At 45.1% G+C, this 21,527-nt stretch carries 21 protein-coding genes and 1 other annotated feature; of the genes, 11 read left to right on the top strand and 10 right to left on the bottom strand.

Annotated features, from left to right (window positions below; genetic code table 11):
- Window positions 1-89: 89 nt before the first annotated feature.
- Window positions 90-211, top strand: a sequence feature (Phe leader region).
- A gap of 12 nt (window positions 212-223) precedes the next feature.
- Together pheA and yjjX are read left to right on the top strand one after the other, a co-directional pair.
- Complete coding sequence (gene pheA / locus MTR11_RS03390) at window positions 224-1,402, top strand: prephenate dehydratase (protein WP_031781005.1); 1,179 nt, start codon at window positions 224-226, stop codon at window positions 1,400-1,402.
- Window positions 1,403-1,426: 24 nt separating this feature from the next.
- Window positions 1,427-1,960, top strand: coding sequence for an inosine/xanthosine triphosphatase (gene yjjX / locus MTR11_RS03385; RefSeq protein ID WP_243327019.1), 534 nt, complete (start codon window positions 1,427-1,429; stop codon window positions 1,958-1,960).
- A gap of 110 nt (window positions 1,961-2,070) precedes the next feature.
- On the opposite strand, the gene trpR is transcribed toward yjjX, so the two are convergent.
- Both trpR and sltY read right to left on the bottom strand, forming a co-directional pair.
- The gene (gene trpR, locus MTR11_RS03380) at window positions 2,071-2,379 is read right to left on the bottom strand and encodes a trp operon repressor (RefSeq protein WP_012842123.1); all 309 of its coding nucleotides are present in this window, start codon (window positions 2,377-2,379) and stop codon (window positions 2,071-2,073) included.
- Window positions 2,380-2,392: 13 nt separating this feature from the next.
- Entirely contained in the window at window positions 2,393-4,339 is a 1,947-nt protein-coding gene (gene sltY, locus MTR11_RS03375; protein ID WP_413777591.1) for a murein transglycosylase, read from the bottom strand.
- A 364-nt stretch (window positions 4,340-4,703) separates the two neighbouring features.
- On the opposite strand from sltY, the gene ettA reads away from it, so the two are divergent.
- The 3 genes from ettA (at window position 4,704) to MTR11_RS03360 (ending at window position 8,001) form a co-directional block, all read left to right on the top strand.
- On the top strand, window positions 4,704-6,371 hold the full coding sequence (ettA, locus tag MTR11_RS03370; RefSeq protein WP_243327017.1) for an energy-dependent translational throttle protein EttA: 1,668 nt from the start codon (window positions 4,704-4,706) through the stop codon (window positions 6,369-6,371).
- A 231-nt stretch (window positions 6,372-6,602) separates the two neighbouring features.
- Window positions 6,603-6,971, top strand: coding sequence for a PilZ domain-containing protein (locus tag MTR11_RS03365; protein ID WP_053808612.1), 369 nt, complete (start codon window positions 6,603-6,605; stop codon window positions 6,969-6,971).
- A 28-nt stretch (window positions 6,972-6,999) separates the two neighbouring features.
- On the top strand, window positions 7,000-8,001 hold the full coding sequence (locus MTR11_RS03360; RefSeq protein ID WP_005397491.1) for a M23 family metallopeptidase: 1,002 nt from the start codon (window positions 7,000-7,002) through the stop codon (window positions 7,999-8,001).
- A gap of 76 nt (window positions 8,002-8,077) precedes the next feature.
- Here the strand turns inward: MTR11_RS03360 and tyrA are convergent, their stop codons facing one another.
- From tyrA to nagZ, 3 genes are all read right to left on the bottom strand, one after another.
- The gene (gene tyrA / locus MTR11_RS03355) at window positions 8,078-9,205 is read right to left on the bottom strand and encodes a bifunctional chorismate mutase/prephenate dehydrogenase (protein WP_225461799.1); all 1,128 of its coding nucleotides are present in this window, start codon (window positions 9,203-9,205) and stop codon (window positions 8,078-8,080) included.
- Window positions 9,206-9,226: 21 nt separating this feature from the next.
- Complete coding sequence (locus MTR11_RS03350; protein WP_005397501.1) at window positions 9,227-10,303, bottom strand: 3-deoxy-7-phosphoheptulonate synthase; 1,077 nt, start codon at window positions 10,301-10,303, stop codon at window positions 9,227-9,229.
- A 207-nt stretch (window positions 10,304-10,510) separates the two neighbouring features.
- Complete coding sequence (gene nagZ, locus MTR11_RS03345; protein WP_243327016.1) at window positions 10,511-11,494, bottom strand: beta-N-acetylhexosaminidase; 984 nt, start codon at window positions 11,492-11,494, stop codon at window positions 10,511-10,513.
- 99 nt (window positions 11,495-11,593) lie between these two features.
- On the opposite strand from nagZ, the gene MTR11_RS03340 reads away from it, so the two are divergent.
- The gene (locus tag MTR11_RS03340; RefSeq protein WP_243327015.1) at window positions 11,594-12,706 is read left to right on the top strand and encodes an anhydro-N-acetylmuramic acid kinase; all 1,113 of its coding nucleotides are present in this window, start codon (window positions 11,594-11,596) and stop codon (window positions 12,704-12,706) included.
- Window positions 12,707-12,726: 20 nt separating this feature from the next.
- Window positions 12,727-13,656 (top strand): N-acetylmuramic acid 6-phosphate etherase, encoded by a 930-nt coding sequence (gene murQ, locus MTR11_RS03335; protein ID WP_193447661.1) that lies wholly within the window; start codon window positions 12,727-12,729, stop codon window positions 13,654-13,656.
- Between the two features lie 51 nt (window positions 13,657-13,707).
- Here murQ and MTR11_RS03330 read toward each other — a convergent pair whose 3' ends face one another.
- Together MTR11_RS03330 and MTR11_RS03325 are read right to left on the bottom strand one after the other, a co-directional pair.
- A complete protein-coding gene (locus MTR11_RS03330; protein ID WP_243327014.1) occupies window positions 13,708-13,980 on the bottom strand; it encodes a hypothetical protein in 273 nt (90 codons plus the stop codon).
- 113 nt (window positions 13,981-14,093) lie between these two features.
- Window positions 14,094-14,435: a DUF2799 domain-containing protein gene (locus MTR11_RS03325; protein ID WP_243327013.1), complete on the bottom strand. Its 342-nt coding sequence runs from the start codon at window positions 14,433-14,435 to the stop codon at window positions 14,094-14,096.
- A gap of 280 nt (window positions 14,436-14,715) precedes the next feature.
- Here MTR11_RS03325 and MTR11_RS03320 point away from each other — a divergent pair, with 280 nt between their 5' ends.
- The 4 genes from MTR11_RS03320 (at window position 14,716) to MTR11_RS03305 (ending at window position 19,369) form a co-directional block, all read left to right on the top strand.
- Window positions 14,716-16,200: a carbon starvation protein A gene (locus MTR11_RS03320; RefSeq protein ID WP_005381914.1), complete on the top strand. Its 1,485-nt coding sequence runs from the start codon at window positions 14,716-14,718 to the stop codon at window positions 16,198-16,200.
- Window positions 16,201-16,393: 193 nt separating this feature from the next.
- The gene (locus MTR11_RS03315; protein ID WP_046873944.1) at window positions 16,394-18,064 is read left to right on the top strand and encodes a sensor histidine kinase; all 1,671 of its coding nucleotides are present in this window, start codon (window positions 16,394-16,396) and stop codon (window positions 18,062-18,064) included.
- Window positions 18,065-18,095: 31 nt separating this feature from the next.
- Window positions 18,096-18,824, top strand: a complete 729-nt coding sequence (btsR, locus tag MTR11_RS03310; RefSeq protein WP_006743107.1) for a two-component system response regulator BtsR — start codon at window positions 18,096-18,098, stop codon at window positions 18,822-18,824.
- A 71-nt stretch (window positions 18,825-18,895) separates the two neighbouring features.
- Window positions 18,896-19,369, top strand: coding sequence for a low molecular weight phosphatase family protein (locus MTR11_RS03305; RefSeq protein WP_193447659.1), 474 nt, complete (start codon window positions 18,896-18,898; stop codon window positions 19,367-19,369).
- A 46-nt stretch (window positions 19,370-19,415) separates the two neighbouring features.
- Here the strand turns inward: MTR11_RS03305 and ispH are convergent, their stop codons facing one another.
- The 3 genes from ispH to lspA form a co-directional block, all read right to left on the bottom strand.
- A complete protein-coding gene (gene ispH / locus MTR11_RS03300) occupies window positions 19,416-20,381 on the bottom strand; it encodes a 4-hydroxy-3-methylbut-2-enyl diphosphate reductase (RefSeq protein ID WP_047009110.1) in 966 nt (321 codons plus the stop codon).
- A gap of 23 nt (window positions 20,382-20,404) precedes the next feature.
- Window positions 20,405-20,836: an FKBP-type peptidyl-prolyl cis-trans isomerase gene (gene fkpB, locus MTR11_RS03295; RefSeq protein ID WP_012842130.1), complete on the bottom strand. Its 432-nt coding sequence runs from the start codon at window positions 20,834-20,836 to the stop codon at window positions 20,405-20,407.
- Between the two features lie 156 nt (window positions 20,837-20,992).
- Window positions 20,993-21,502: a signal peptidase II gene (gene lspA, locus MTR11_RS03290; RefSeq protein WP_243327012.1), complete on the bottom strand. Its 510-nt coding sequence runs from the start codon at window positions 21,500-21,502 to the stop codon at window positions 20,993-20,995.
- Between the last annotated feature and the right edge of the window lie 25 nt (window positions 21,503-21,527).

The following is a 21,527-nucleotide window of genomic DNA, read 5'->3' as shown; positions in this document are numbered from 1 at the left end:
TAGCGCCGAAAGGCGCTATTTTTTTGCTTGACGCTCTCCCCTGCCTTGCTTATTGTGTTTAAACACTCATAAATTAAGCACTATTTATGCATTTAACCTCACTGTTTATTTTTGACTTCTTTTTCCTCCCATAGTCGGAGGGGCGAACTCGTTTGTGAAAGAAAAGTCAAAAACAAACAGAAAGCCTCCCAAATCGGGAGGCTTTTTTATAAGGAAAGAATTGATGACTGACCAACCTATTTCCCTCGAAGAAATTCGTTTGCGCTTGAATGAGCTGGATGACCAACTTCTCAGCTTATTGTCTGAGCGCCGTAAACTCAGCATTGAAGTAGCCAAAAGCAAAGTACAAACCTCAAAACCCGTTCGTGATGCCGTTCGAGAACAACAACTATTAGTTAAGCTGATTTCTAATGGCCGAGATAAATACGAACTCGACGCGCAGTACATCACTAAACTATTCCATACCATCATTGAAGACTCAGTGCTTCTTCAGCAAAGTTACCTGCAAAACCTCGTTAACCCGCAACAAAGTCGTAAGCCACTTGCTCGCGTCGCTTTCTTAGGAGCCAAAGGCTCTTACTCGCACTTGGCAAGCCGCGAATACTTCAGCCGTAAAAATACAGAACTTATCGAGCTCAACTGCGAACACTTCAAAGAAGTGACTCAAACAGTAGAATCGGGCCATGCTGATTATGGTGTTCTGCCTATCGAAAACACCAGTTCAGGCTCTATTAATGAAGTGTACGACCTACTACAACACACGACGCTGTACATCGTTGGAGAGCTAACTCAACCAATCGAGCACTGCTTGGTTGCGAAAAAAGACATTCGTCTGGAAAACATTAAAACGCTGTATTCACATCCTCAGCCACACCAACAGTGCAGTGAGTTTTTAAGCCGTATGAAAGGTGTAAAACTGGAGTCTTGCGCCAGCACAGCAGATGCAATGCAGAAAGTTCAAGAGATGGATCGTGATGATGTTGCTGCAATTGGTAATGCATCAAGCGGTAAGCTATACGGCTTGCAAGCAATTCAAGGCAACATCGCAAACCAAACTGAGAACCATACTCGTTTTATCGTGGTTGCTCGCAAACCAGTTGAGGTTTCAACTCAGATTCCAGCAAAAACTACCTTGATCATGTCGACCTCCCAAGAGGCTGGCTCATTGGTTGAAACACTATTAGTGCTGCAACGTTACAGCATCAATATGACCAAGCTAGAATCACGTCCAATTATGGGGAACCCATGGGAAGAGATGTTCTACGTAGACTTGGAATCTCATCTTGCTTCGACAGAAATGCAACAGGCACTAGAAGAGCTAACAAAAATCACTAAACACTTGAAAGTATTAGGCTGTTACCCTAGTGAGAACGTAAAGCCTACCCAAGTAAAATTGAGTTAATAGACACCAGTGAGTAAAAAGATCATGGCAACCCAAAAAGTCGTAATCGCATCGCTAAACCCAGCTAAAATTAATGCCGTTCAAAGTGCATTTAACAGTGCATTTCCGCACCAAGAGTTCAACTTCGTTGGCGTCAGTGTACCTAGTGAAGTCGCAGATCAACCTATGACTGATGAAGAAACTCATCGCGGTGCACTAAACCGCGTTAAAAACGCTAAAGTAGAGATGCCAAACGCGGATTACTATGTCGGACTTGAAGCGGGAATTGAAACAAACGTGACGTTTGCGTGGATGGTGATTGAATCGAATACTCACCGTGGTGAATCTCGCTCTGCGAGCTTAATGCTGCCGCCTAAAGTATTGGAAAAACTCGAGCATGCGAATGAGCTGGGAGATGTCATGGATGAGGTGTTTGGTACCGAGAACATCAAACAGAAAGGTGGTGCCATCAGCCTGCTCACCCAAAACCAGCTGACTCGAAGTTCGGTTTACCATCAAGCCTTGATTCTGGCTCTGATTCCATTCATAAACCCTGAGCACTTCCCTTCAAATTTATAACGCTCACCCTATTTGCTAGGTACTAAAAAGGGCGGATATTTCCGCCCTTTTTAACACGTTATCTTAACCGCTTGTGATACCAATACCTAAAGGCGAATTGGAATCACTGACTACTTAGATACCGCAACTTGCTCTAACAAAACCTTGAGTTTGTCTTTCTCTTCATCAGATTTAGACTTTAACTCGTTAGAACCACGAGTAATAGTGGCAATACCCACGCCAAGCATCTGGCTGATCTGACGTTGAGATAATTCTCCTTTAAGAAGCTCGTTAATAATATTAACGCGTGATATTAATGATTCTCTCTCATCACGTGACATCAGCATGGTTAACAGCATGTCATCTTGCTCACTGTCCATGCTAGTTCGAATTAGCTCAATAATCTGTTGCCAGTCTTTGTACTCGGGTTCGTGCGACATCAAGTTACCTCACTCAATACTTGGTATTGATCTCATGTTGATTCAAGAACGCGCCATCGATACCCAAAAGATCACGGTAATATGTTTCAAACATCAGGATGTTTTGTACATAACCGCGTGTCTCTCTAAATGGAATTGCCTCAATAAAGGCATAAGCATCCACTTTTCCTTGGGTACGCTCTCGCCACGTTTTTACTCTGTTAGGACCTGCATTATAAGCAGCAAGAGCAAAAATACGATTATTATCGTAATCCTCTAATAAGCCTTGCAAATAATGGCTACCAATTTCGATATTTTTGCCCACATTGTAGAGGTCCTGCGTACCTTGATAACTCAACTTATATTTACGTGCTGTGTACTTTGCTGTAGCGGGCATGATCTGCATAAGACCACGAGCACCAACTGGAGAACGGGCTTCGACATCCAACGCACTTTCCTGTCGAGCCAGGGACATCATCGTAACGGGATCTATGTTGTGTTTTTTTGCATAAAAGTTAAACCACCAGCGATGTGCAATCGGGAACCTCAGTTCGATATTATCCCACATCTGCGCTTGAATACTCGCGGTCACCGTTAGGTTATGCCAACGCTTAGAAGACGCATAAGCCGCCAACATCGCCTTTTCATCTTTCCCTACGCGGCGCAATAAATGTGCCCATTCACTTTTCGCTGCTGCGATTTTATCCGTCGCGATTAACTCTTCAATACGAGCTAACGAATCTTGATAGGGTTGAACCACTCGCTTATCAAACTTAACCGTATGCGTAGGGTATTTGATTGATTGTCCAATCGCATTGGCGGCTGCCACACTATAGAAGTTTCGCTGCCCGACCAAAGTCGCTAAACGCTGTTTCCCTGCGATGTCATCACCTAACGCAATTTCACTTCGTCCAAGCCAGTATTGCCAGCGAAGCGACGCTTGCTCTTCTTTATTGAGAACGGCAATCCACTCTTGTACGCCCTTCCAATCCGCGTTCTGAATCGCTAAGCGAATGCGAGTTTCAATGAGCGGTAAGTACTGGCTGGTTTTCGTTTTATCATCGCGCCACTTCGCTAGTGACTCAGACTCCGTACGGGTCAATCGAAATGCGATATAGTCAGCCAGGGCTTGCGCCTTTTCTGGAGAAAACTTCTGCCCTTTAATGACGGCATCATACGCACTCTGCGCTTGACTGGTATTCATGCGAGCTAGCTTTTCCAACGCATATTCGCTTTGCGCTCGATTAAAATCATTAGCCGGTTTTTTCTTCGCGAACTCCGCAACACTTGAAGGGTTATCAAACAACGCCTTCATTTCTTTCGCTTGTTGCCTTGCCTGCGAGGATTTAGGCAGTTTAAGTAAATAACTCATCAAACTGCCATTACGAGCATCAAACGCCAGTAGCATACGCTGGAGAATTAATTCATCAGTACGTTCACCTACCTTGTCCCATGCTGCGAATAATGGATCGCACTCATCGGCAATACTTCTGCCACGCAACCACATATGCTCAGCCCCTTTAAACGCAGCGACTGTCTTACCTTGCTCTAACTGAGCCACGTAGAAAATACATTGGTAACGCTCGCCACTTGGAATGACTTTTTGAAACTCAGTAATGGTTTTCCAATCTTTTTGCTTATAAAGATGGTTGAGGTATGGAGCGCGCACACGACGAGAAAAAGGAAACGACTCGTGCTCCGAAATAAATTCGTTCACCTGCTGTGGCGATTTTTCCGGTAACTGTCTAATAAACGTTCGGTAGTCCACATAAGGCGTCAGTGGATAGTCAGAAATTTTAGGACGGATCGAAAGGTATCCGTCGATGTCATTTTTATCTAATAAATCTTGAGCTTGCTCATAAACTTCACGCTGCTTTTCCAAGCTCAGCGCGGCATTAGCACTCAAACTCATCGCACACAGCGCGGCGGCGCAGCATACGTTTTTAGCCAATTCAGATACGTTGAATCTCATTTGTGTCATTTTCCCCAGACATATACTGCCCCAAAGCCTCGTTTTGTTAGCGTTCATGTGATGTTAAGGCAATTTTCACACATGCATCTATTTACACAGAATGCAGATGTCCATGTAAAGCAACTTAGTGTATTAAAAATTGTACTCGTGAAACTTTTAAGACGATGGAGACAAGGAGTTCCTAACTTGTGCAGAAAGCACTTCGTCATTTATAACGAATAACAAAAGTGTATACCCTAACCGTGTAAGTTTCCGGTCAGCTCAAAATAAGAAATCCATTCGAAAGGGAAATTCTTGCAATGCGGTAACAAAAACAAAGCACTTGGTATAAAATGATGGGTTTGAATGACAGTTAATTTAGGAACGATCGGCAATGGCTGAATACGTATATACCATGTCGCGGGTGAGCAAGATTGTGCCACCTAAGCGTCAAATTCTTAAAGACATCTCTCTGAGCTTCTTCCCTGGTGCGAAAATCGGTGTTTTAGGTCTGAACGGTGCAGGTAAATCCACACTGCTACGTATCATGGCAGGTATCGACACGGATATCGACGGTGAAGCGCGTCCACAACCTGGTCTAAACGTAGGCTACCTACCCCAGGAGCCAGTATTAGACGAATCAAAAACCGTTCGTGAAGTTGTTGAAGAAGCGGTTGCTGACGTTGCTGACGCACTGAAACGTTTGGATGCGGTCTATGCGGCTTACGCAGAACCAGATGCAGACTTCGACGCACTTGCAAAAGAGCAAGGCGAACTTGAAGCTCTGATCCAAGCGAAAGATGGTCACAACCTAGAAAACGCACTTGAGCGAGCTGCAAACGCACTTCGTTTACCTGAATGGGACCAAAAAATTGCGCACCTATCAGGTGGTGAACGCCGCCGTGTCGCTATTTGTCGCCTGCTACTTTCTAAGCCAGACATGCTGCTGCTTGATGAGCCTACCAACCACCTAGATGCAGAATCTGTCGCTTGGCTAGAGCGCTTCTTAGTGGATTACACAGGTACTGTAGTCGCTATCACCCACGACCGTTACTTCCTAGATAACGCCGCGGGTTGGATCTTAGAGCTTGACCGTGGTGAAGGTATCCCATGGGAAGGTAACTACACCTCATGGTTGGAGCAAAAAGACGCTCGTCTACAACAAGAAGCATCTCAAGAAAGTGCTCGTCAAAAAACCATCGAGAAAGAACTTGAGTGGGTACGTAAAAACCCTAAAGGTCGTCAAGCGAAATCAAAAGCACGTATGGCACGCTTTGAAGAACTGCAAAGCTCTGATCATCAAAAACGTAACGAAACCAATGAACTGTTTATCCCACCAGGTGAGCGTCTAGGTGATAAAGTTATTGAAGTGAAGAACCTAACGAAGTCATTTGACGGCCGTGTTCTCATTGATGACCTATCATTCAGCATCCCTAAAGGTGCGATTGTTGGTATCATCGGTGCGAACGGCGCAGGTAAATCGACCCTATTCAAGATGTTAAGTGGTACTGAACAACCAGATTCAGGCACAATTGAAATGGGTGATACAGTAAAACTAGCATCGGTCGATCAGTTCCGTGACAGCATGGACGATTCTAAAACCGTATTCCAAGAGATTTCTGAAGGCGCTGATATCATTAAGATCAACAACTTCGAAATCCCAGCTCGCGCATACTGTTCACGCTTTAACTTTAAAGGCAGCGACCAACAAAAAATCATTGGTGAGCTATCAGGTGGTGAGCGTAACCGTGTCCACCTTGCGAAACTGCTTAAAGCGGGCGGTAACGTGTTACTACTCGACGAACCGACCAACGACCTTGACGTGGAAACACTGCGTGCTCTAGAAGAAGCACTACTAGAGTTCCCTGGTTGTGCATTGGTTATCTCGCACGACCGTTGGTTCCTTGACCGTATCGCGACCCACATCATTGACTACCGTGACGAAGGCCAAGTTAACTTCTACGAAGGTAACTACACCGAGTACATGGACTGGTTGAAGAAAACGTTGGGCCCTGAAGCCGCAGAACCACACCGCATCAAATACAAGCGTATTGCGAAGTAATCGCAACCCGCAAAGTTTGTTTGTAATTTGTACAAAGGCCGCTATCATAGTGGCCTTTGTTTTCTTTGTTATAAAAAAGAGCTCATTAGCCCGTCTCGTTCGTTAAGAACATGACATTGCACTTACGTCACTCTGTAGCGACCTCGACACTTTTCAAACAGCAATCGAACATTTTTTGTTCGCATTGATATACTATTCAATTCTGTTTGAAGACATGACGAGAAAATGCACATGGCAGAGAGACGACGCTTTTCACGCATTCTCCATCAAGCGCCAGCGAAGGTAGAACAACGTGACTTGGCAATTGAAGCTAGGATTCAAGATCTTTCCTTACATGGTTTACTCATGAAAGTGGAAGAGACTGAGGCTTTGGATCCAGCCCTTCCAACCCATGTTACTTTTTCATTTGATCAATCCGAACAAGTGATTACGTTAAAAGCGCAAATTGTGGATGTTTCTAAGTGTGAGATTAGGTTAAAGATCATCAAGATAGACATCGAGAGCATTAGCCAACTAAAACGATTTATAGAATTGAATGTAGGCAATAACGACCTTCTGAACCGAGAGTTAGAACATCTCTCTGATTTAGGAGAAAAATAAATGAACGCCTATTTAAGTAACAATAACTATGTCTAAAAAAATCATCATGCAGATCCCGACGAAAGACGGCGATCAGCAGTTCTATTTGGGCCGCAGTTCGGTCCTAGCAGTATTTGCTTCGGTATTGGCATTACCCGCCGTCGTTGGTGGCGCGTGGTATCTCAATCAACAGCAGATACACAATAAAGACGAACTAACACAAACCATCGCCAAACTAGAAAGTGAAAAGGCCGAAATCACCGCGCTTTATGAAGAGCAGCTTGATACCAACCACTCGCTTTCTCAGTCATTGACCGATAAGAACAATCAAATTCAGCTATTAGGAAAACGGGTATTCGACGTCGAATCGGTTCTAGGTCTCGCTGACGAAGAGCTGATGATCGATGAAAACAACATGGCGTTAGAAGAGCGAATTGATGCAGCAGCTATCGATTCCGCAGTTCGAGCAACCATGTTTCGTTTGATTCCAAATGATAGCCCAGTGACATACCAACGTATTTCTTCTTCCTACGGCAGTCGCATTAATCCTATTTCAGGTAAACGACACGTTCATACTGGTATCGATCTTACCTGTAAACGAGGAGAAGAAATCCTCGCACCTGCAGACGGAGTGGTGGAAACCGTTCGCCCGAGTAATCGTGGCTATGGCAACTATGTCACTATTCGTCACTCATTTGGTTTTATGAGCTCCTTTGCTCACTTACAACGCTTTAAAGTGAAAAGCGGCCAATTTGTCAGTAAAGGCGATGTGATTGCTCAATGTGGTAGTTCAGGTAATTCCACTGGCCCGCACCTGCATTACGAGGTACGCTTTCTCGGGCGAGCACTCAACCCTCAATACTTGATGGAGTGGACGCCAGAAAACTTCAATTATGTATTTGAAAAAGAGAAAAAAGTGAAATGGGGCCCTTTAGTTCAATTGATTGATAATGTCGTGCGTCTGCAAGTCAATTTAACCAACTCCCCCTATCGCGACACCAGTATCAATACAGTATCAAGTGAAGATACCAGCAATACTGCGACTAACTGATTTATCTCTCGACAAAAAAAGAGCAGCGTAAGCTGCTCTTTTCGTTTCGGGCTCCACACTGATAGATAACCCGCGATTAACCGCGATGAATATTATCATTCGCCTGTTTGAGTAAGTTTTGGCTCTCATTCATAAATTGTTGTGAATAATCACCAAACCACTCACTCACCTGCTCAAAGCTTTCGACAAATTTGGCTTTATCGTTGCTATCCAAAATCGCAAGTGCTTCACCGAAGCGTTGGTGGAATCGCTTAATCATGTCGATGTTTTCTTGCGATGAGAGAATAATGTCACCGTAGAGGTTTGGATCCTGACCAAACAGACGCCCTACCATCGCCAACTCTAGGCGGTAGATTGGTGAGCTCAACTTTAACAGTTGCTCAATGTTCGGGTTCTCTTTGCTTAGATGCATGCCGTAAGCAAATGAGGTAAAGTGACGCAGCGCTTGGATTAACGTCATGCCATGATCGTGCTCTTGCGCATCAATCTGACACAAGCTCGCGCCCCAAATACCAAACTGTTGCAGCAACCATTGGTATTGATCATTTCCACGGCCATCACAGTACACAATAACCTGCTTGGCAAGGCTCGGAACATCTGGGCCAAACATTGGGTGCAAACCAACCACCGGTCCTTGGTGCACATTCAACATTGCTTGCAGTGGCTTAGATTTGATAGAAGTCAGGTCACACAGAATGCAGTCTTGTGGCAGATTACCTAGCTTTTCAATCACACCTTCTGTTAGGTGAATTGGCACAGTAACCACCACCAGGCCCGCATCTTTTAGGATGTCATCCGCACGATCCCAGTCTTTGCTACCAAGCACTTTGACTTGATAACCAGATAGCTTGAACATACGTCCAAACAGGCCGCCTAACTGGCCATTACCACCAATAATGACCACTGAGCGTAATTCAGGGTTCAAACACTTAAAACCGGAGTCTTTTTCACTGGCATAAGACTCACGCATGGTACGACGCAGAATATCTTCAATAAGCTGTGGAGGAATTCCCATTTTCTCAGCTTCTGCTCGGCGAGAAGCCAGCATCGCCGCTTCACGATCAGGGGCATAAATAGGCAAACCATGTTCGCTTTTTACTTCCCCAACTTTCTCTACGAGCGCCAAACGCTGAGCTAATAGCTCCAACATTTGCTTGTCGACTGCATCAATCTGATCGCGTAATGCGTTAAGTTCAACTGCCATTGATGTTCCTTAAATCCTGTATTAATTAGCCTTTAGACGATTTTCTAAGAAAGGCACTAGCTCTTCATGTGCATGACGTAATAGTGCCTCAGTTGAATCCCAATTGATACATGCGTCAGTGATAGATACACCGTATTTCATCTCTTCAAGAGCTAAGTCAGAAGATTGATTTCCTTCATTGATATGGCTTTCAATCATAAGGCCGATAATGGACTTATTACCTTCACGGATTTGGTGAATAACATCTTCTGCGACTAATGGCTGGCGACGGTAATCTTTACGTGAGTTAGCGTGACTACAATCCACCATTAATGATGCATCAAGGCCAGATTTCGCCATTTCTTGCTCACACTCAGTAACTGACACTGAGTCGTAGTTAGTTTGCTTGCCGCCACGTAAGATCACATGCCCATTAGCATTACCCTGAGTGGTCAATAGCGCTACTTGTCCCTCACGGTTAATTCCCATAAAACGGTGGCTAGAAGACGCAGCTTGCATCGCATTGATTGCGGTTGCCAAACTGCCATCCGTGCCATTTTTAAAACCGATTGGCATAGACAGGCCACTTGCCATTTCACGGTGAGTTTGTGACTCTGTAGTACGTGCGCCGATCGCAGCCCAACTAAAAGTATCCGCCAAGTATTGTGGGCTAATTGGGTCCAGAGCTTCAGTCGCGAGCGGGATTTCCATCTCTGCCAATTCCACTAGCAGTTCGCGTCCAACATGCAGACCATGTTCAATATCGAAGCTGCCATCGAGGTGCGGATCGTTAATCAGCCCTTTCCAGCCGACCGTGGTGCGTGGTTTTTCAAAGTAAACACGCATAACAATATACAGTTGGTCACTTAGTTGTTCAGAGAGCGCTTTAAGACGTTTTGCGTAATCCTTCGCCGCTTCCACGTCGTGGATAGAACATGGACCACATACAACCAGCAGGCGATGATCCTTTTTATGAATAATATTAGCGATAGTTTGGCGAGACTCTTGAATAAAGCGGCGCGCTTTTTCACTCAAAGGAAGCTTGGTTTTTAGCTCCTCTGGGGTAATAAGAACCTGCTCTTCGCTAATATTAATATTGCTCAACTCACTTTTCTGCATAACTCTAACCTGTATATTTATTTTTACACCCAACCAAATCCTTGGTGAGACAACTAAGCTTTAACGACAAGATAACAGGCTAAAAAAGAAAAACAAGCGTACACAATAAAAAACATTTGATGTAAATTATTATTTACAGTCAAATAAAAAGCCAAAGTATAATTAACTTTGGCTTCTAATCGGTGTTTTGAATCGTTTACAAGAGGTTTAGCTGGTCAAGCGTTTCATCGCTTCACTCGCCGCTTTCCACTCTTGAGATAACTTGAGATCGCTTAGAGAAAACGACTGTTTTTTCAGTAACGCATCCGCCAGTGGCACTGTTGATACTGGCAAGTTATCCAACACCTCAATGTGTGCTTCACGCTTATTACACATCAATAGCATATCGCAACCGGCTTTCAAGGCTTGAACCCCACGCTCGGCAGGACTACCCATGATTGCAGCGCCTTCCATCGTCAGATCATCGGAGAAAACCAAGCCTTTAAAACCGAGTTGCTGTCGCAAAACTTGTTTCAACCAGTATTCTGAACCACTCGCAGGCTGAGAGTCGTAGTTCGGAAAAATCACGTGAGCAGGCATCATGGCATCTAAAATACCGGCATCAATTTGCGCTTTAAAGATAGCCATGTCTTGTTCAAAAATGTCGCTGCGCTTGTCGTATGGCGTTTCTAAGTGTGAGTCAGCAATCACACCACCGTGACCCGGGAAGTGTTTGCCTGTTGTTGCCATTCCAACACTCTTCATGCCCTGCATGTAAGCGGTGCTAAATCGAAGAATGGTATCGGCATCTTCGCCAAATGCTCGGTTACCGATCGCTTTACATTGATGACCTTTATCGAGCACGGGTGCAAAGCTTAAATCAATGTCGTGTGCTATCAACTCCGCTGCCATTAGCCAACCGCCCATACGTGCTAGCTCTTCGCCATTTTGATGTTTGGCGTATTCTTCGGCTGCAGGGATCAACGAGAAACCTTCACGGAAGCGTTGTACTCGCCCCCCTTCTTGATCCACACCGATCAAAATCGGGCGCTTGGCAGCCTTGCGGATTGATTGAGTAAGTGCTTGAAGCTGTTCACTATCATGATAGTTGCGAGCAAATAGAATTAAGCCACCAACCGTAGGATGTTCCAGAATTTCTTTGTCTTCAGCGGTCAGTTCATAACCCGCGACGTCAACCCATAACGGTCCCATGTTTTCTCCTCAAAATCGGTTGAATATCTCGTATTCGATGAGGTTATTCGCTTCAGATTTGCTTTACAATAAGTGAAGGAAGAATTGACGAGATCGGCTATGAAATTTAACGAACTGTACATTGGTGTGATGTCTGGAACGAGTATGGACGGCGTTGATACCGCTCTGGTTGAAATAAGTGATGAGCACGTTCGTCTGGTTGCGCACGACGATTACCCAATGCCAACTGCACTGAAAGAAATGCTGTTATCTGTTTGTACCGGTCAAGCCACAAATTTAAAAGCCATAGGTGAATTGGATCACCAACTTGGCCACCTCTTCGCTGACGCCGTTTTACAACTGCTCAATAAGTCTGGTTACGTCGAGGAACAAATTCGTGCGATTGGTAATCACGGTCAAACGGTATTCCACCAACCTACTGGAGAGTTACCCTTTACCACTCAGTTGGGTGATGCCAACATCATCGCAGTGAAAACAGGGATTGATACGGTTGCAGATTTTCGACGTAAAGATATGGCGCTAGGTGGTCAAGGTGCACCACTGGTTCCCGCTTTTCATAAAAGTATCTTTGCCATGCAAGATTCCACTACCGTGGTGCTGAACATCGGTGGCATAGCCAACATCTCTGTACTGCATCCCGAGCAACCAGTCATTGGCTATGACACTGGTCCGGGCAACATGTTGATGGACGCGTGGTGTGCGCTGCACACTGGGCAAAGCTTCGACAAAGATGCACAATTTGCACTGAAAGGAACGGTAAACGCTACTTTGTTGACTCAATTACTTAAAGAAGCTTACCTCGCCATGCCAGCACCTAAAAGTACCGGGCGAGAACTGTTCAATATTGACTGGCTGCATCAGCAACTGGCTCATTACAATTTACCAACCGAAGACGTACAGCGTACACTCTGCGAATATTCTGCGATTACCATTGCCAACGAAGTCGACAAGTTTTCTCATGGCATCACGCCTCAACTATTGGTCTGTGGCGGTGGAGCAAGAAACCCACTTTTAATGCAGCGATTGACTAAGTTATTGCCACAATGGCACGTTGCGACAACGGCAGAAAAAGGCGTTGATGGTGACTACATGGAAGCCATGGCATTTGCTTGGCTTGCGCAGCGCTATATTCATAGCCTCCCTAGCAATTTACCGGAAGTCACAGGGGCAAGTCGTCTCGCTTCACTGGGTGTACTCTATTCAAAAAATTAATCACGAAGGCTTAAATTACTATGACAAATGACGCGCTTATTGCGGCTCTTTCTCACCTTGTCTCTGAAGGTCGAAATCCTGAAACAATGGATATCGATCTTCTTCCTTCATTCGATATTGTGCAGCGTTTAAACCAACAAGATAAACTTGTCCCAATTGCGGTCGAGAAAGTGCTACCAGAGATCGCTCAAGCCGTTGATAAGATCACGGAAGCATTTAAGATCGGAGGTCGGTTGTTTTACATCGGTGCGGGCACCAGTGGTCGGCTCGGCGTCTTGGACGCTTCAGAATGCCCACCAACTTTTGGCACGGATCCAGAGATGGTCGTTGGTATTATTGCGGGTGGAAAAGAGGCAATGTTCCGCGCGAAAGAGGGGGCAGAGGACGACCCTGCACTAGGCGAGCAAGATCTTAAAGAGAATGCGCTAACACAACGCGATGTCGTCGTTGGTATTGCGGCAAGTGGACGGACACCGTACGTGATTGGTGGCTTAGAGTATGCGAACGAACTTGGTGCCACCACTGTAGCACTATCTTGTAACCCTGACTCTCCGATTGCAGATATTGCCGATATTGCGATCAGCCCCGTTGTTGGACCTGAAGCGTTAACGGGATCCACTCGCTTAAAATCAGGGACGGCGCAAAAGCTCGTCCTGAACATGCTCACTACTGCAAGCATGATTCGCCTAGGCAAAAGTTATCAGAACTTGATGGTAGATGTGAAAGCGACAAATGCAAAGCTAGTTGCAAGAGCGGCTCGTATTGTTATGCAAGCAACAGATTGTACTAACCAAGAGGCTAAAACTGCGCTCAAAGAAACAGACTACGACGCCAAGTTAGCTATTTTGATGATTTTAACCGGGCTGGATAAAGAAAGCGCGACTGAGCAACTGAAAGCCAAACAAGGATATTTAAGAAAAGTCGTGATCGATCAAGCGAATCAATCTTAATCAATAAAGCGCCTCACTTATTTAAAAGTCAGGCGCCTTTTATGGCTTAATTTAGTAGTTCAATCGTTCAATGTGAGTAATACCGACTTTACCTTCAAGGTCGCTGAACATATGAACCATTGCTGGGTATGGTTGTGCTCCAGGGTAGACAACTTCTGCATTACAGAAAAACGCATAGTTTTGTCCGGCTACGACTTGAGTAGCCACAACCAAAGGGGAATATTTGACGCCGACAACCCCCTCGATACCTTTAGCAAATACTTCTTTATCCTCTGCTTTGAGTTCATTAAATGGACTCCAGCCACCAGCCATTTGCGTTGACATAATGTGATTCCTTTTTTCTGTACTCACTATTAAGCAATATGAACATAGTTTAATAATGGGAATTTTGCCACAATTATGTTTTGCGGACGGTATCACAACGGCTTTATTGACTATTAATTTGAGTACTCATTCCAGCCACGCTGCCATTCCATACGGAATTTTTGTGCTTGCTCAGTACCCTCACAAACCCCTTCATAATACTGACCAGATAGCCCCATTTGATACGCAAAAGCAGGGTTGCAGTATTCACGTAGCCCCTCTAAATAACCTTGGTCGTAATCACTTTGCTTAACGCTACCCAACTCACGCAGCTCGCTCATCGTGCGTGATGTATGTCCGGCTACACCATCTTGATATCCGATCTGATGCCAATCTCCTGACTCGGCAAGATCTTCAGTCGTTGCAGCGCATCCTGCAAGTAAAGCCAGCGCCAAACCTAACGTTGCCTTTTTCATGGTTCTTCCTTAAGTAATTGTTTTCAAAAATAAGCTTACCACTAATTATTGGCGTTTGCCGCTTAGCTTGCAGATTAAGCCACTGACGCCTCGAATCAACCGCTCACTACTGCAATCAACCGTTCGCCAATTTTAAAAACCGCTCAAGCAGTATATCGACCACTCAGTGCTCTATTCGACCACTCATCTACTAACCGAATGCATTTAACACAAGTGACGCATAACATGCATCCTGAGATTAAAAAATTACCCTACCCAACTAAGACCAAGGACAATTGCTATGATGTGGTTTCTAACCTGTGTCGCAGCCCTAATCGGCGGATACTTCATCTACGGCGCTTTCGTCGAGAAGATTTTCGGCATCAATGAAAAACGCCAAACGCCTGCTCACACCAAATCGGACGGTGTTGACTTCGTTCCAATGTCAACAAAGAAAGTTTATCTAGTTCAGCTACTTAACATCGCTGGTGTTGGTCCAATTTTCGGCCCAATCATGGGTGCACTATACGGTCCAGCGGCAATGCTTTGGATTGTTGTCGGTTGTATTTTTGCTGGCGCAGTACACGATTACTTCTCTGGCATGCTTTCAGTGCGTAACGGCGGCGCATCTGTACCTACTATCACAGGTCGCTACCTAGGTAATGGCGCAAAACACTTTATGAATATTTTTGCCATTGTCCTACTGCTTCTTGTTGGCGTAGTGTTCGTTTCTGCTCCTGCAGGCATGATTACTAACCTCATCAATGATCAAACAAGCTTGAGCGTAAGCATGACTACAATGGTTATCGCTATCTTCGCTTACTACATCATTGCGACGATTGTTCCTGTCGATAAAATCATTGGCCGCTTCTACCCACTGTTTGGCGCTCTACTTATCTTTATGTCTGTTGGTCTAATGACAGCCGTTGCGTTTTCTAGCGAACATACAGTAATGGGTGACTTCCAAGTTTCAGACATGTTCTCGAACCTTAACCCAAATGATATGCCACTATGGCCAGCACTGTTCATCACTATCGCATGTGGCGCGATCTCTGGCTTCCACGCGACTCAGTCTCCACTGATGGCGCGTTGTATGGAAAACGAGAAAAACGGTCGTTTCGTTTTCTACGGAGCAATGATTGGTGAAGGTGTTATCGCGCTAATCTGGTGTGCTATCGCTCTGTCTTTCTTCGGCTCTCTAGACGCACTATCAGAAGCTGTGAAAAACGGTGGTCCTGGTAACGTGGTATACAGCGCATCATTTGGTCTGCTTGGTGTGTTCGGTGGTATCCTTGCGTTCCTAGGTGTGGTTATCCTACCAATTACGTCTGGCGATACAGCATTCCGTTCAAGCCGTCTGATCCTTGCTGAATACTTCAACATGGAACAAAAGACGCTACGTAACCGCCTACTGATGGCACTTCCACTGTTCGTTATCGGCGGTATCTTAACTCAAGTAGACTTCGGCATTATCTGGCGCTACTTCGGTTTTGCTAACCAAACAACAGCAGTAATGATGCTTTGGACTGCGTCCGCTTACCTACTACGTCACAACAAGCTGCACTGGATTACCACTATCCCTGCTATCTTCATGACCACGGTATGTGTCACGTTCATCTTAAACAACAGCTCGCTAGGTTTTGGCCTGCCAATGCAACTATCAACTATCGTCGGTATTGTGTTTGCCCTAGCTGTGACTGGTTACGTTATCAAAACCTCTAAGGGTAAAGGTGAAACTGAACTGGCTGACGAAGAGAAACCACAAGCCGTATCAGAAACAGCGTAATACTCGTCACATCCGAGTGACTAAGATAAGAGCCTGCCAATTGCAGGCTCTTTTTGTTTTATACCCAAGTCACTTTAAGATTCAGAAAGCACAGCGCAGCATCATTTACTTAGCTGTTCTTATCTCTCTGAGCCAAGCATCTTAAGGTTACTTAGGTATACAATAACAACATTGATTCTAGGTTAGGTTCACTATGGAACTGGTCATCTCCCTTTTACAACAGATGTGTGTGTACTTAGTTTTGGCTTACATGCTAAGTAAAACGCCAATCATCTTACCTTTGCTGAGTATTTCTTCGCGCTTAAGCCACCGCCTAATTTGTTACGTACTTTTCTCTGGCTTTTGTATTCTCGGCACCTATTTCGGTCTGCATATCAACGACGCTATTGCCAATACTCGTGCGATCGGCGCGGTCATGGGCGGGCTGTTTGGTGGCCCAGTGGTGGGTTTCGCCGTCGGATTTACTGGTGGCATCCATCGATACTCTCTTGGTGGCTTTACTGACCTCGCCTGCGCAATTTCAACCACCGCCGAGGGTGTAATTGGTGGCTTGCTCCACGTTTACCTTATCAAGCGAAATAAAGGCGCATTGCTGTTTAATCCAAGCGTCGTATTCAGCGTCACGTTTGTTGCAGAAGTGGTGCAAATGATTTTGCTGCTCGCCGTCGCTAAACCTTTTGATCAAGCCTATGAACTGGTGTCTGCCATTGCAGCACCGATGATCATCGCGAACTCATTTGGTGCGGCATTGTTCATGAGTATCCTGCAAGACAGAAAAGCGATCTTTGAAAAGTTTTCTGCGACGTTTTCGCGTCGAGCACTCACCATTGCTGATCGCTCAGTGGGAATTCTAAGCAACGGCTTCAACACCGAAAACGCTGAGAAAATCGCGCGTATTATTTATGAAGAAACCAAAGTGGGCGCTGTCGCGATTACCGACCAAGAAAAAATCTTGGCGTTTGTGGGCATTGGCGATGATCACCATAAACCGAACACGCCGATTTCATCGCAAAGCACATTAGACTCCATGGAGAAAAACGACATCATTTATCTTGATGGCGCAGAACGTCCATACCAATGTTCCATCGCAAAAGACTGCAAACTTGGCTCCGCGCTGATCATCCCACTGCGTGCGGGAAAAGAGGTCATTGGTACCATTAAGCTCTATGAACCGAAGCGTAAATTGTTCTCTACGGCCAACATGTCAATGGCGGAAGGGATAGCGCAGCTTCTCTCTAGCCAAATCTTGTATGGCGACTACCAACAACAACAAGCCTTACTCGCTCAAGCAGAAATCAAACTGCTTCACGCTCAGGTGAATCCACACTTTTTGTTTAATGCACTCAATACCATTAGTGCGATTACTCGTCGTGATCCTGATAAAGCACGTGAGTTGATCCAAAATTTATCGCACTTTTTCCGTAGCAATTTAAAGCAAAACATTAATACCGTGACGCTAAAAGAAGAGCTAGCGCATGTGAACTCGTACTTGAGCATCGAGAAAGCTCGTTTTACGGACCGCTTAGAGGTTGAAATCGATATTCAGCCTGAATTGCTGGACATCAAATTGCCAAGCTTTACACTCCAGCCTTTGGTTGAGAATGCCATTAAGCACGGCATTTCAAACATGCTTGAAGGTGGTAAAGTTCATATATACAGCGAAGCCCACCCACAAGGTCATTTGATTACTGTCGAAGACAATGCAGGCAGTTTTGAACCGCCAAAAGAAAACCACTCCGGGCTAGGTTTAGAAATTGTCGACAAACGTCTCACTAATCAATTTGGGCGTGATGCATCGCTAAAAATTACGTGCGAGCCACATCAATTTACTAAAATGAGCTTTATCATTCCCCCAAAATCATAAAAGCACTCTGAAGCAATAAAGGTAATGTTGGATGTTAACCGCACTCGTCATTGATGATGAACAGTTTGCTCGTGAAGAGCTGACAGAGTTATTGGATGAAACAGGCCAAGTTGAAGTGGTGGGCAATGCCTCAAACGCGATCCTTGGTCTAAAAAAAATCAATGAGCTCAAACCTGATGTGGTGTTTCTCGATATCCAAATGCCTCAAGTTACTGGGATTGAACTACTTGGAATGCTTGATCCAGAAACCATGCCTTATGTGGTTTTTGTCACGGCTTACGACCAGTATGCAATTCAAGCGTTTGAAGACAACGCCTTTGATTACTTGCTCAAACCTGTCGACCCATGCCGTTTAACCAAAACGGTCAAACGGCTAAATAAAGTCATTAGTCAATCCGCCCTAACTCAACAACTGTCTGCTATTACGCCCGACACTTTAGATCAGATTCCGTGCATCGGGCACAACCGTATCGTCATCATGGCCACCGACACGGTAGAATGTGCATACAGTGACATCAGCGGCGTGCATGTACGCTCCACCAGCCAAGCCGCGAGCACTCAACTAACATTAAAAACGCTAGAAGAGAAAACCCCACTGGTACGCTGTCATCGCCAATACTTAGTCAGTATTAAGGCCATCAGCGAAATCAAATTACTCGAAAACGGATTAGCAGAAATCATCACCAAAACTGGCTTTGAGATACCAGTAAGCCGCCGCTACCTTAAAGTGCTCAAAGAGATGCTGGGCATTAGCCACTAACACAAAAAGTTCACACATCACCGCTGAGTTTCCGCTAGCGTATAAATAAGACGCTCCGAAAAGACGAGGCGATGATGTATAAAGTTTTATTCATATGTAAGCACAATGCTGGACGAAGTGTGCTCGCTGAGTCGATCGCAACCCATATCCTGCCAGCAGATTTTAGTGTCGCCAGCGGTGGGTCTCATCCCACAGGCACAGTTCACCCGGTAGTGCAAAAATATTTAGATGACCACCAACTTCCCATTCCACATATCCACACCCACTCATGGGAAGAGCGAACTCAGTTTCTTCCTGACATCGTGATTATTCTCTGTGACTCTTTACATCAAGAGGCAGCTCCTCAGTGGCTTGCGGGTGGCGTTCGAGTAAACTGGCAAGTCGATGCCTTTCCAACTGAAGGTTCTGATGAAGAGGTGTACGCACATTGCGAAAGGGTTGCTCAGTCGCTTGAGCGAAGAATCACGAAGATGTCCGATATGATTATCGATGGCTTAGGGAAAGACCAAATTCGTGATTACCTAAATGAACTGAGAGAGATGTAAAAAAGGCGACCCACTGGTCGCCTTTTGAATATTCGATAAAAGGAGATTAATCCACTTGCTTGATTTGCAGTTCTTTGGGTACTTCAAAGAACATATTCTCTTCACGACCAAGTACTTCATCGACCGCTTCGGCACCGACGAGTTCTTTGATTCGCTCTAGAATCTGATTAACGAGCTCTTCCGGAGCAGATGCCCCCGCAGTCACGCCGACCTTTGTTTTGCCTTCGAACCACTCAGGTTTGATATCTTCCGGACAGTCAGTTAAGTAGCCTGGTGTCCCTAGCTTTTCAGCTAGCTCTTTAAGGCGTGTAGAGTTTGATGAGTTTTTTGAACCCACAACAACCATCACATCTACGTCACCCGCTAATTCACGTACGGCATCTTGGCGATTTTGTGTCGCGTAACAGATATCGTCTTTACGTGGTCCTTGGATATCTGGGAAGACGCGGCGTAGCTCTTCGATAACATCGGCAGTTTCATCTACAGAAAGTGTCGTTTGGCTTACGTAATGAAGATCAGATGGATCTTTCACGATCGACTTCAGTTTCTCAACATCGGCCGGGGTTTCAACCAAGTACATACCACCGGTTTCACTCGCGTACTGCCCCATTGTGCCTTCGACTTCAGGGTGACCTGCGTGACCAATCAGAACCACTTCCATATTGCGGCGGCTTGCTCGCGCTACTTCCATATGCACTTTGGTTACCAACGGGCAAGTCGCGTCAAATACCGTCAAGTCTCGCTGCTTGGCTTCCTGACGAACCGCCTGCGATACACCATGAGCAGAAAAAATCACAATGTTGTTGTCTGGCACTTCATGCAGCTCTTCAACGAAGACAGCGCCACGTTGTTTTAGCCCTTCAACCACAAAACGGTTATGCACCACCTCATGACGAACATAAATCGGTGGCTGATACATCTCTAGCGCACGCTCTACGATGCTAATCGCACGGTCTACACCAGCACAAAAGCCGCGTGGGTTAGCTAATAGGATTTTCATTTCATTGCTCATGGAAATTATCTTTATTGGGTTCGCTATTCTACTGACAAAATTTCAACTTCGAAAGTCACGTCTTGTCCCGCTAGAGGATGGTTGAAGTCCACAGTGACTGAATCGCCAGCAATCTCTGTAATAATGCCCGGGATTTCCATACCATCAGGACCACTGAACGCCATGATTGTACCCACTTCTACTTCTGCATCACCTACAAACTTAGTGCGATCCATATGGTGTACATGGTCTGGGTTTGGCATGCCAAACGCGTCTTCTGCTTTTAGCTCAATCGCTTTTTGGGCGCCTGTTTCTAAGCCTATTAAGCACTGCTCAAAGTTTTCACTCAAGCTGCCATCACCCATAACAAATTTCGCTGGTTTACCCATGTTATGAGTACTATCCGCAACCGATCCATCTTTCATTTTAATCGTAAAGTGAAGGGTTACTACAGATTCATTGGTTATTGTTGTCACGTTACTGCTTCCTTGTTCTTGGGTTATTACGCTGTCAGCTTGGTCTTTTTATACATTGATATGCTGATTGGCGCTCCAACATAATAAAAAGCGTCGCTCGAATCAACGGGCGACGCTTAGGGTTATTCAACTTTTCACAATATACACTGCCACTACTTAGGCTTTCGTCTCGTCTTTCTTTCGAAAGCCGTCAAGAATAATCATCGCGGCACCAATACAGATCGCCATGTCTGCAAGGTTGAACGCTGGCCAGTGATAATTACCCCAGAAAAAGTCCAAATAATCCACGACAAACCCATGTATTACTCGGTCGAATACGTTACCTACTGCGCCACCAATAATCATGGCATAAGCAATATTATTCCATTTCTCTTTCGCTGGTAGTTTACTCATCCAGTAAGTCAAAAGACCTGTAACGATAAAAGCAATACCTGTAAATAACCAACGTTGCCAGCCCGCTTGATCACTCAAAAAGCTAAAAGCAGCACCATAGTTATGCACGTACAAAAGATTAAAGAATGGCAAAATTTCTATGCGGTTTGCCCAGCCATATCCCATGTTGTTCATTACAACATACTTAATGCCAATATCAGCTAAAAAGATAACCACCGCTAACCATAACCAGCGAATACCAGATTGCTTTAAAGACAGTGCTTTTTCACTCATTACTTTACCTACAAACAGCCCCAGT

The sequence above is a fragment of the Vibrio sp. CCB-PB317 genome, assembly GCF_022808245.1.
Classification (GTDB): domain Bacteria; phylum Pseudomonadota; class Gammaproteobacteria; order Enterobacterales; family Vibrionaceae; genus Vibrio; species Vibrio diabolicus.
Note: the sequence above shows the minus strand (reverse complement) of the source record. Positions and strands in the feature narration are given on the sequence as shown.

Bases quoted from the DNA above. Each gene is read 5' to 3' on its own strand.
- MTR11_RS03360 (WP_005397491.1), top strand. From the start codon at position 7,000: ATGTCTAAAAAAATCATCATGCAGATCCCGACGAAAGACGGCGATCAG.
- MTR11_RS03325 (WP_243327013.1), bottom strand. From the start codon at position 14,435: ATGAAAAAGGCAACGTTAGGTTTGGCGCTGGCTTTACTTGCAGGATGC.
- MTR11_RS03330 (WP_243327014.1), bottom strand. From the start codon at position 13,980: ATGTCAACGCAAATGGCTGGTGGCTGGAGTCCATTTAATGAACTCAAA.
- tyrA (WP_225461799.1), bottom strand. From the start codon at position 9,205: ATGGCAGTTGAACTTAACGCATTACGCGATCAGATTGATGCAGTCGAC.
- ispH (WP_047009110.1), bottom strand. From the start codon at position 20,381: ATGAGCAATGAAATGAAAATCCTATTAGCTAACCCACGCGGCTTTTGT.
- MTR11_RS03320 (WP_005381914.1), top strand. From the start codon at position 14,716: ATGATGTGGTTTCTAACCTGTGTCGCAGCCCTAATCGGCGGATACTTC.
- nagZ (WP_243327016.1), bottom strand. From the start codon at position 11,494: ATGGGACCGTTATGGGTTGACGTCGCGGGTTATGAACTGACCGCTGAA.
- yjjX (WP_243327019.1), top strand. From the start codon at position 1,427: ATGGCAACCCAAAAAGTCGTAATCGCATCGCTAAACCCAGCTAAAATT.
- MTR11_RS03350 (WP_005397501.1), bottom strand. From the start codon at position 10,303: ATGCAGAAAAGTGAGTTGAGCAATATTAATATTAGCGAAGAGCAGGTT.
- murQ (WP_193447661.1), top strand. From the start codon at position 12,727: ATGACAAATGACGCGCTTATTGCGGCTCTTTCTCACCTTGTCTCTGAA.
- lspA (WP_243327012.1), bottom strand. From the start codon at position 21,502: ATGAGTGAAAAAGCACTGTCTTTAAAGCAATCTGGTATTCGCTGGTTA.
- MTR11_RS03365 (WP_053808612.1), top strand. From the start codon at position 6,603: ATGGCAGAGAGACGACGCTTTTCACGCATTCTCCATCAAGCGCCAGCG.
- MTR11_RS03305 (WP_193447659.1), top strand. From the start codon at position 18,896: ATGATGTATAAAGTTTTATTCATATGTAAGCACAATGCTGGACGAAGT.
- MTR11_RS03340 (WP_243327015.1), top strand. From the start codon at position 11,594: ATGAAATTTAACGAACTGTACATTGGTGTGATGTCTGGAACGAGTATG.
- pheA (WP_031781005.1), top strand. From the start codon at position 224: ATGACTGACCAACCTATTTCCCTCGAAGAAATTCGTTTGCGCTTGAAT.
- ettA (WP_243327017.1), top strand. From the start codon at position 4,704: ATGGCTGAATACGTATATACCATGTCGCGGGTGAGCAAGATTGTGCCA.
- MTR11_RS03315 (WP_046873944.1), top strand. From the start codon at position 16,394: ATGGAACTGGTCATCTCCCTTTTACAACAGATGTGTGTGTACTTAGTT.
- sltY (WP_413777591.1), bottom strand. From the start codon at position 4,339: ATGACACAAATGAGATTCAACGTATCTGAATTGGCTAAAAACGTATGC.
- trpR (WP_012842123.1), bottom strand. From the start codon at position 2,379: ATGTCGCACGAACCCGAGTACAAAGACTGGCAACAGATTATTGAGCTA.
- btsR (WP_006743107.1), top strand. From the start codon at position 18,096: ATGTTAACCGCACTCGTCATTGATGATGAACAGTTTGCTCGTGAAGAG.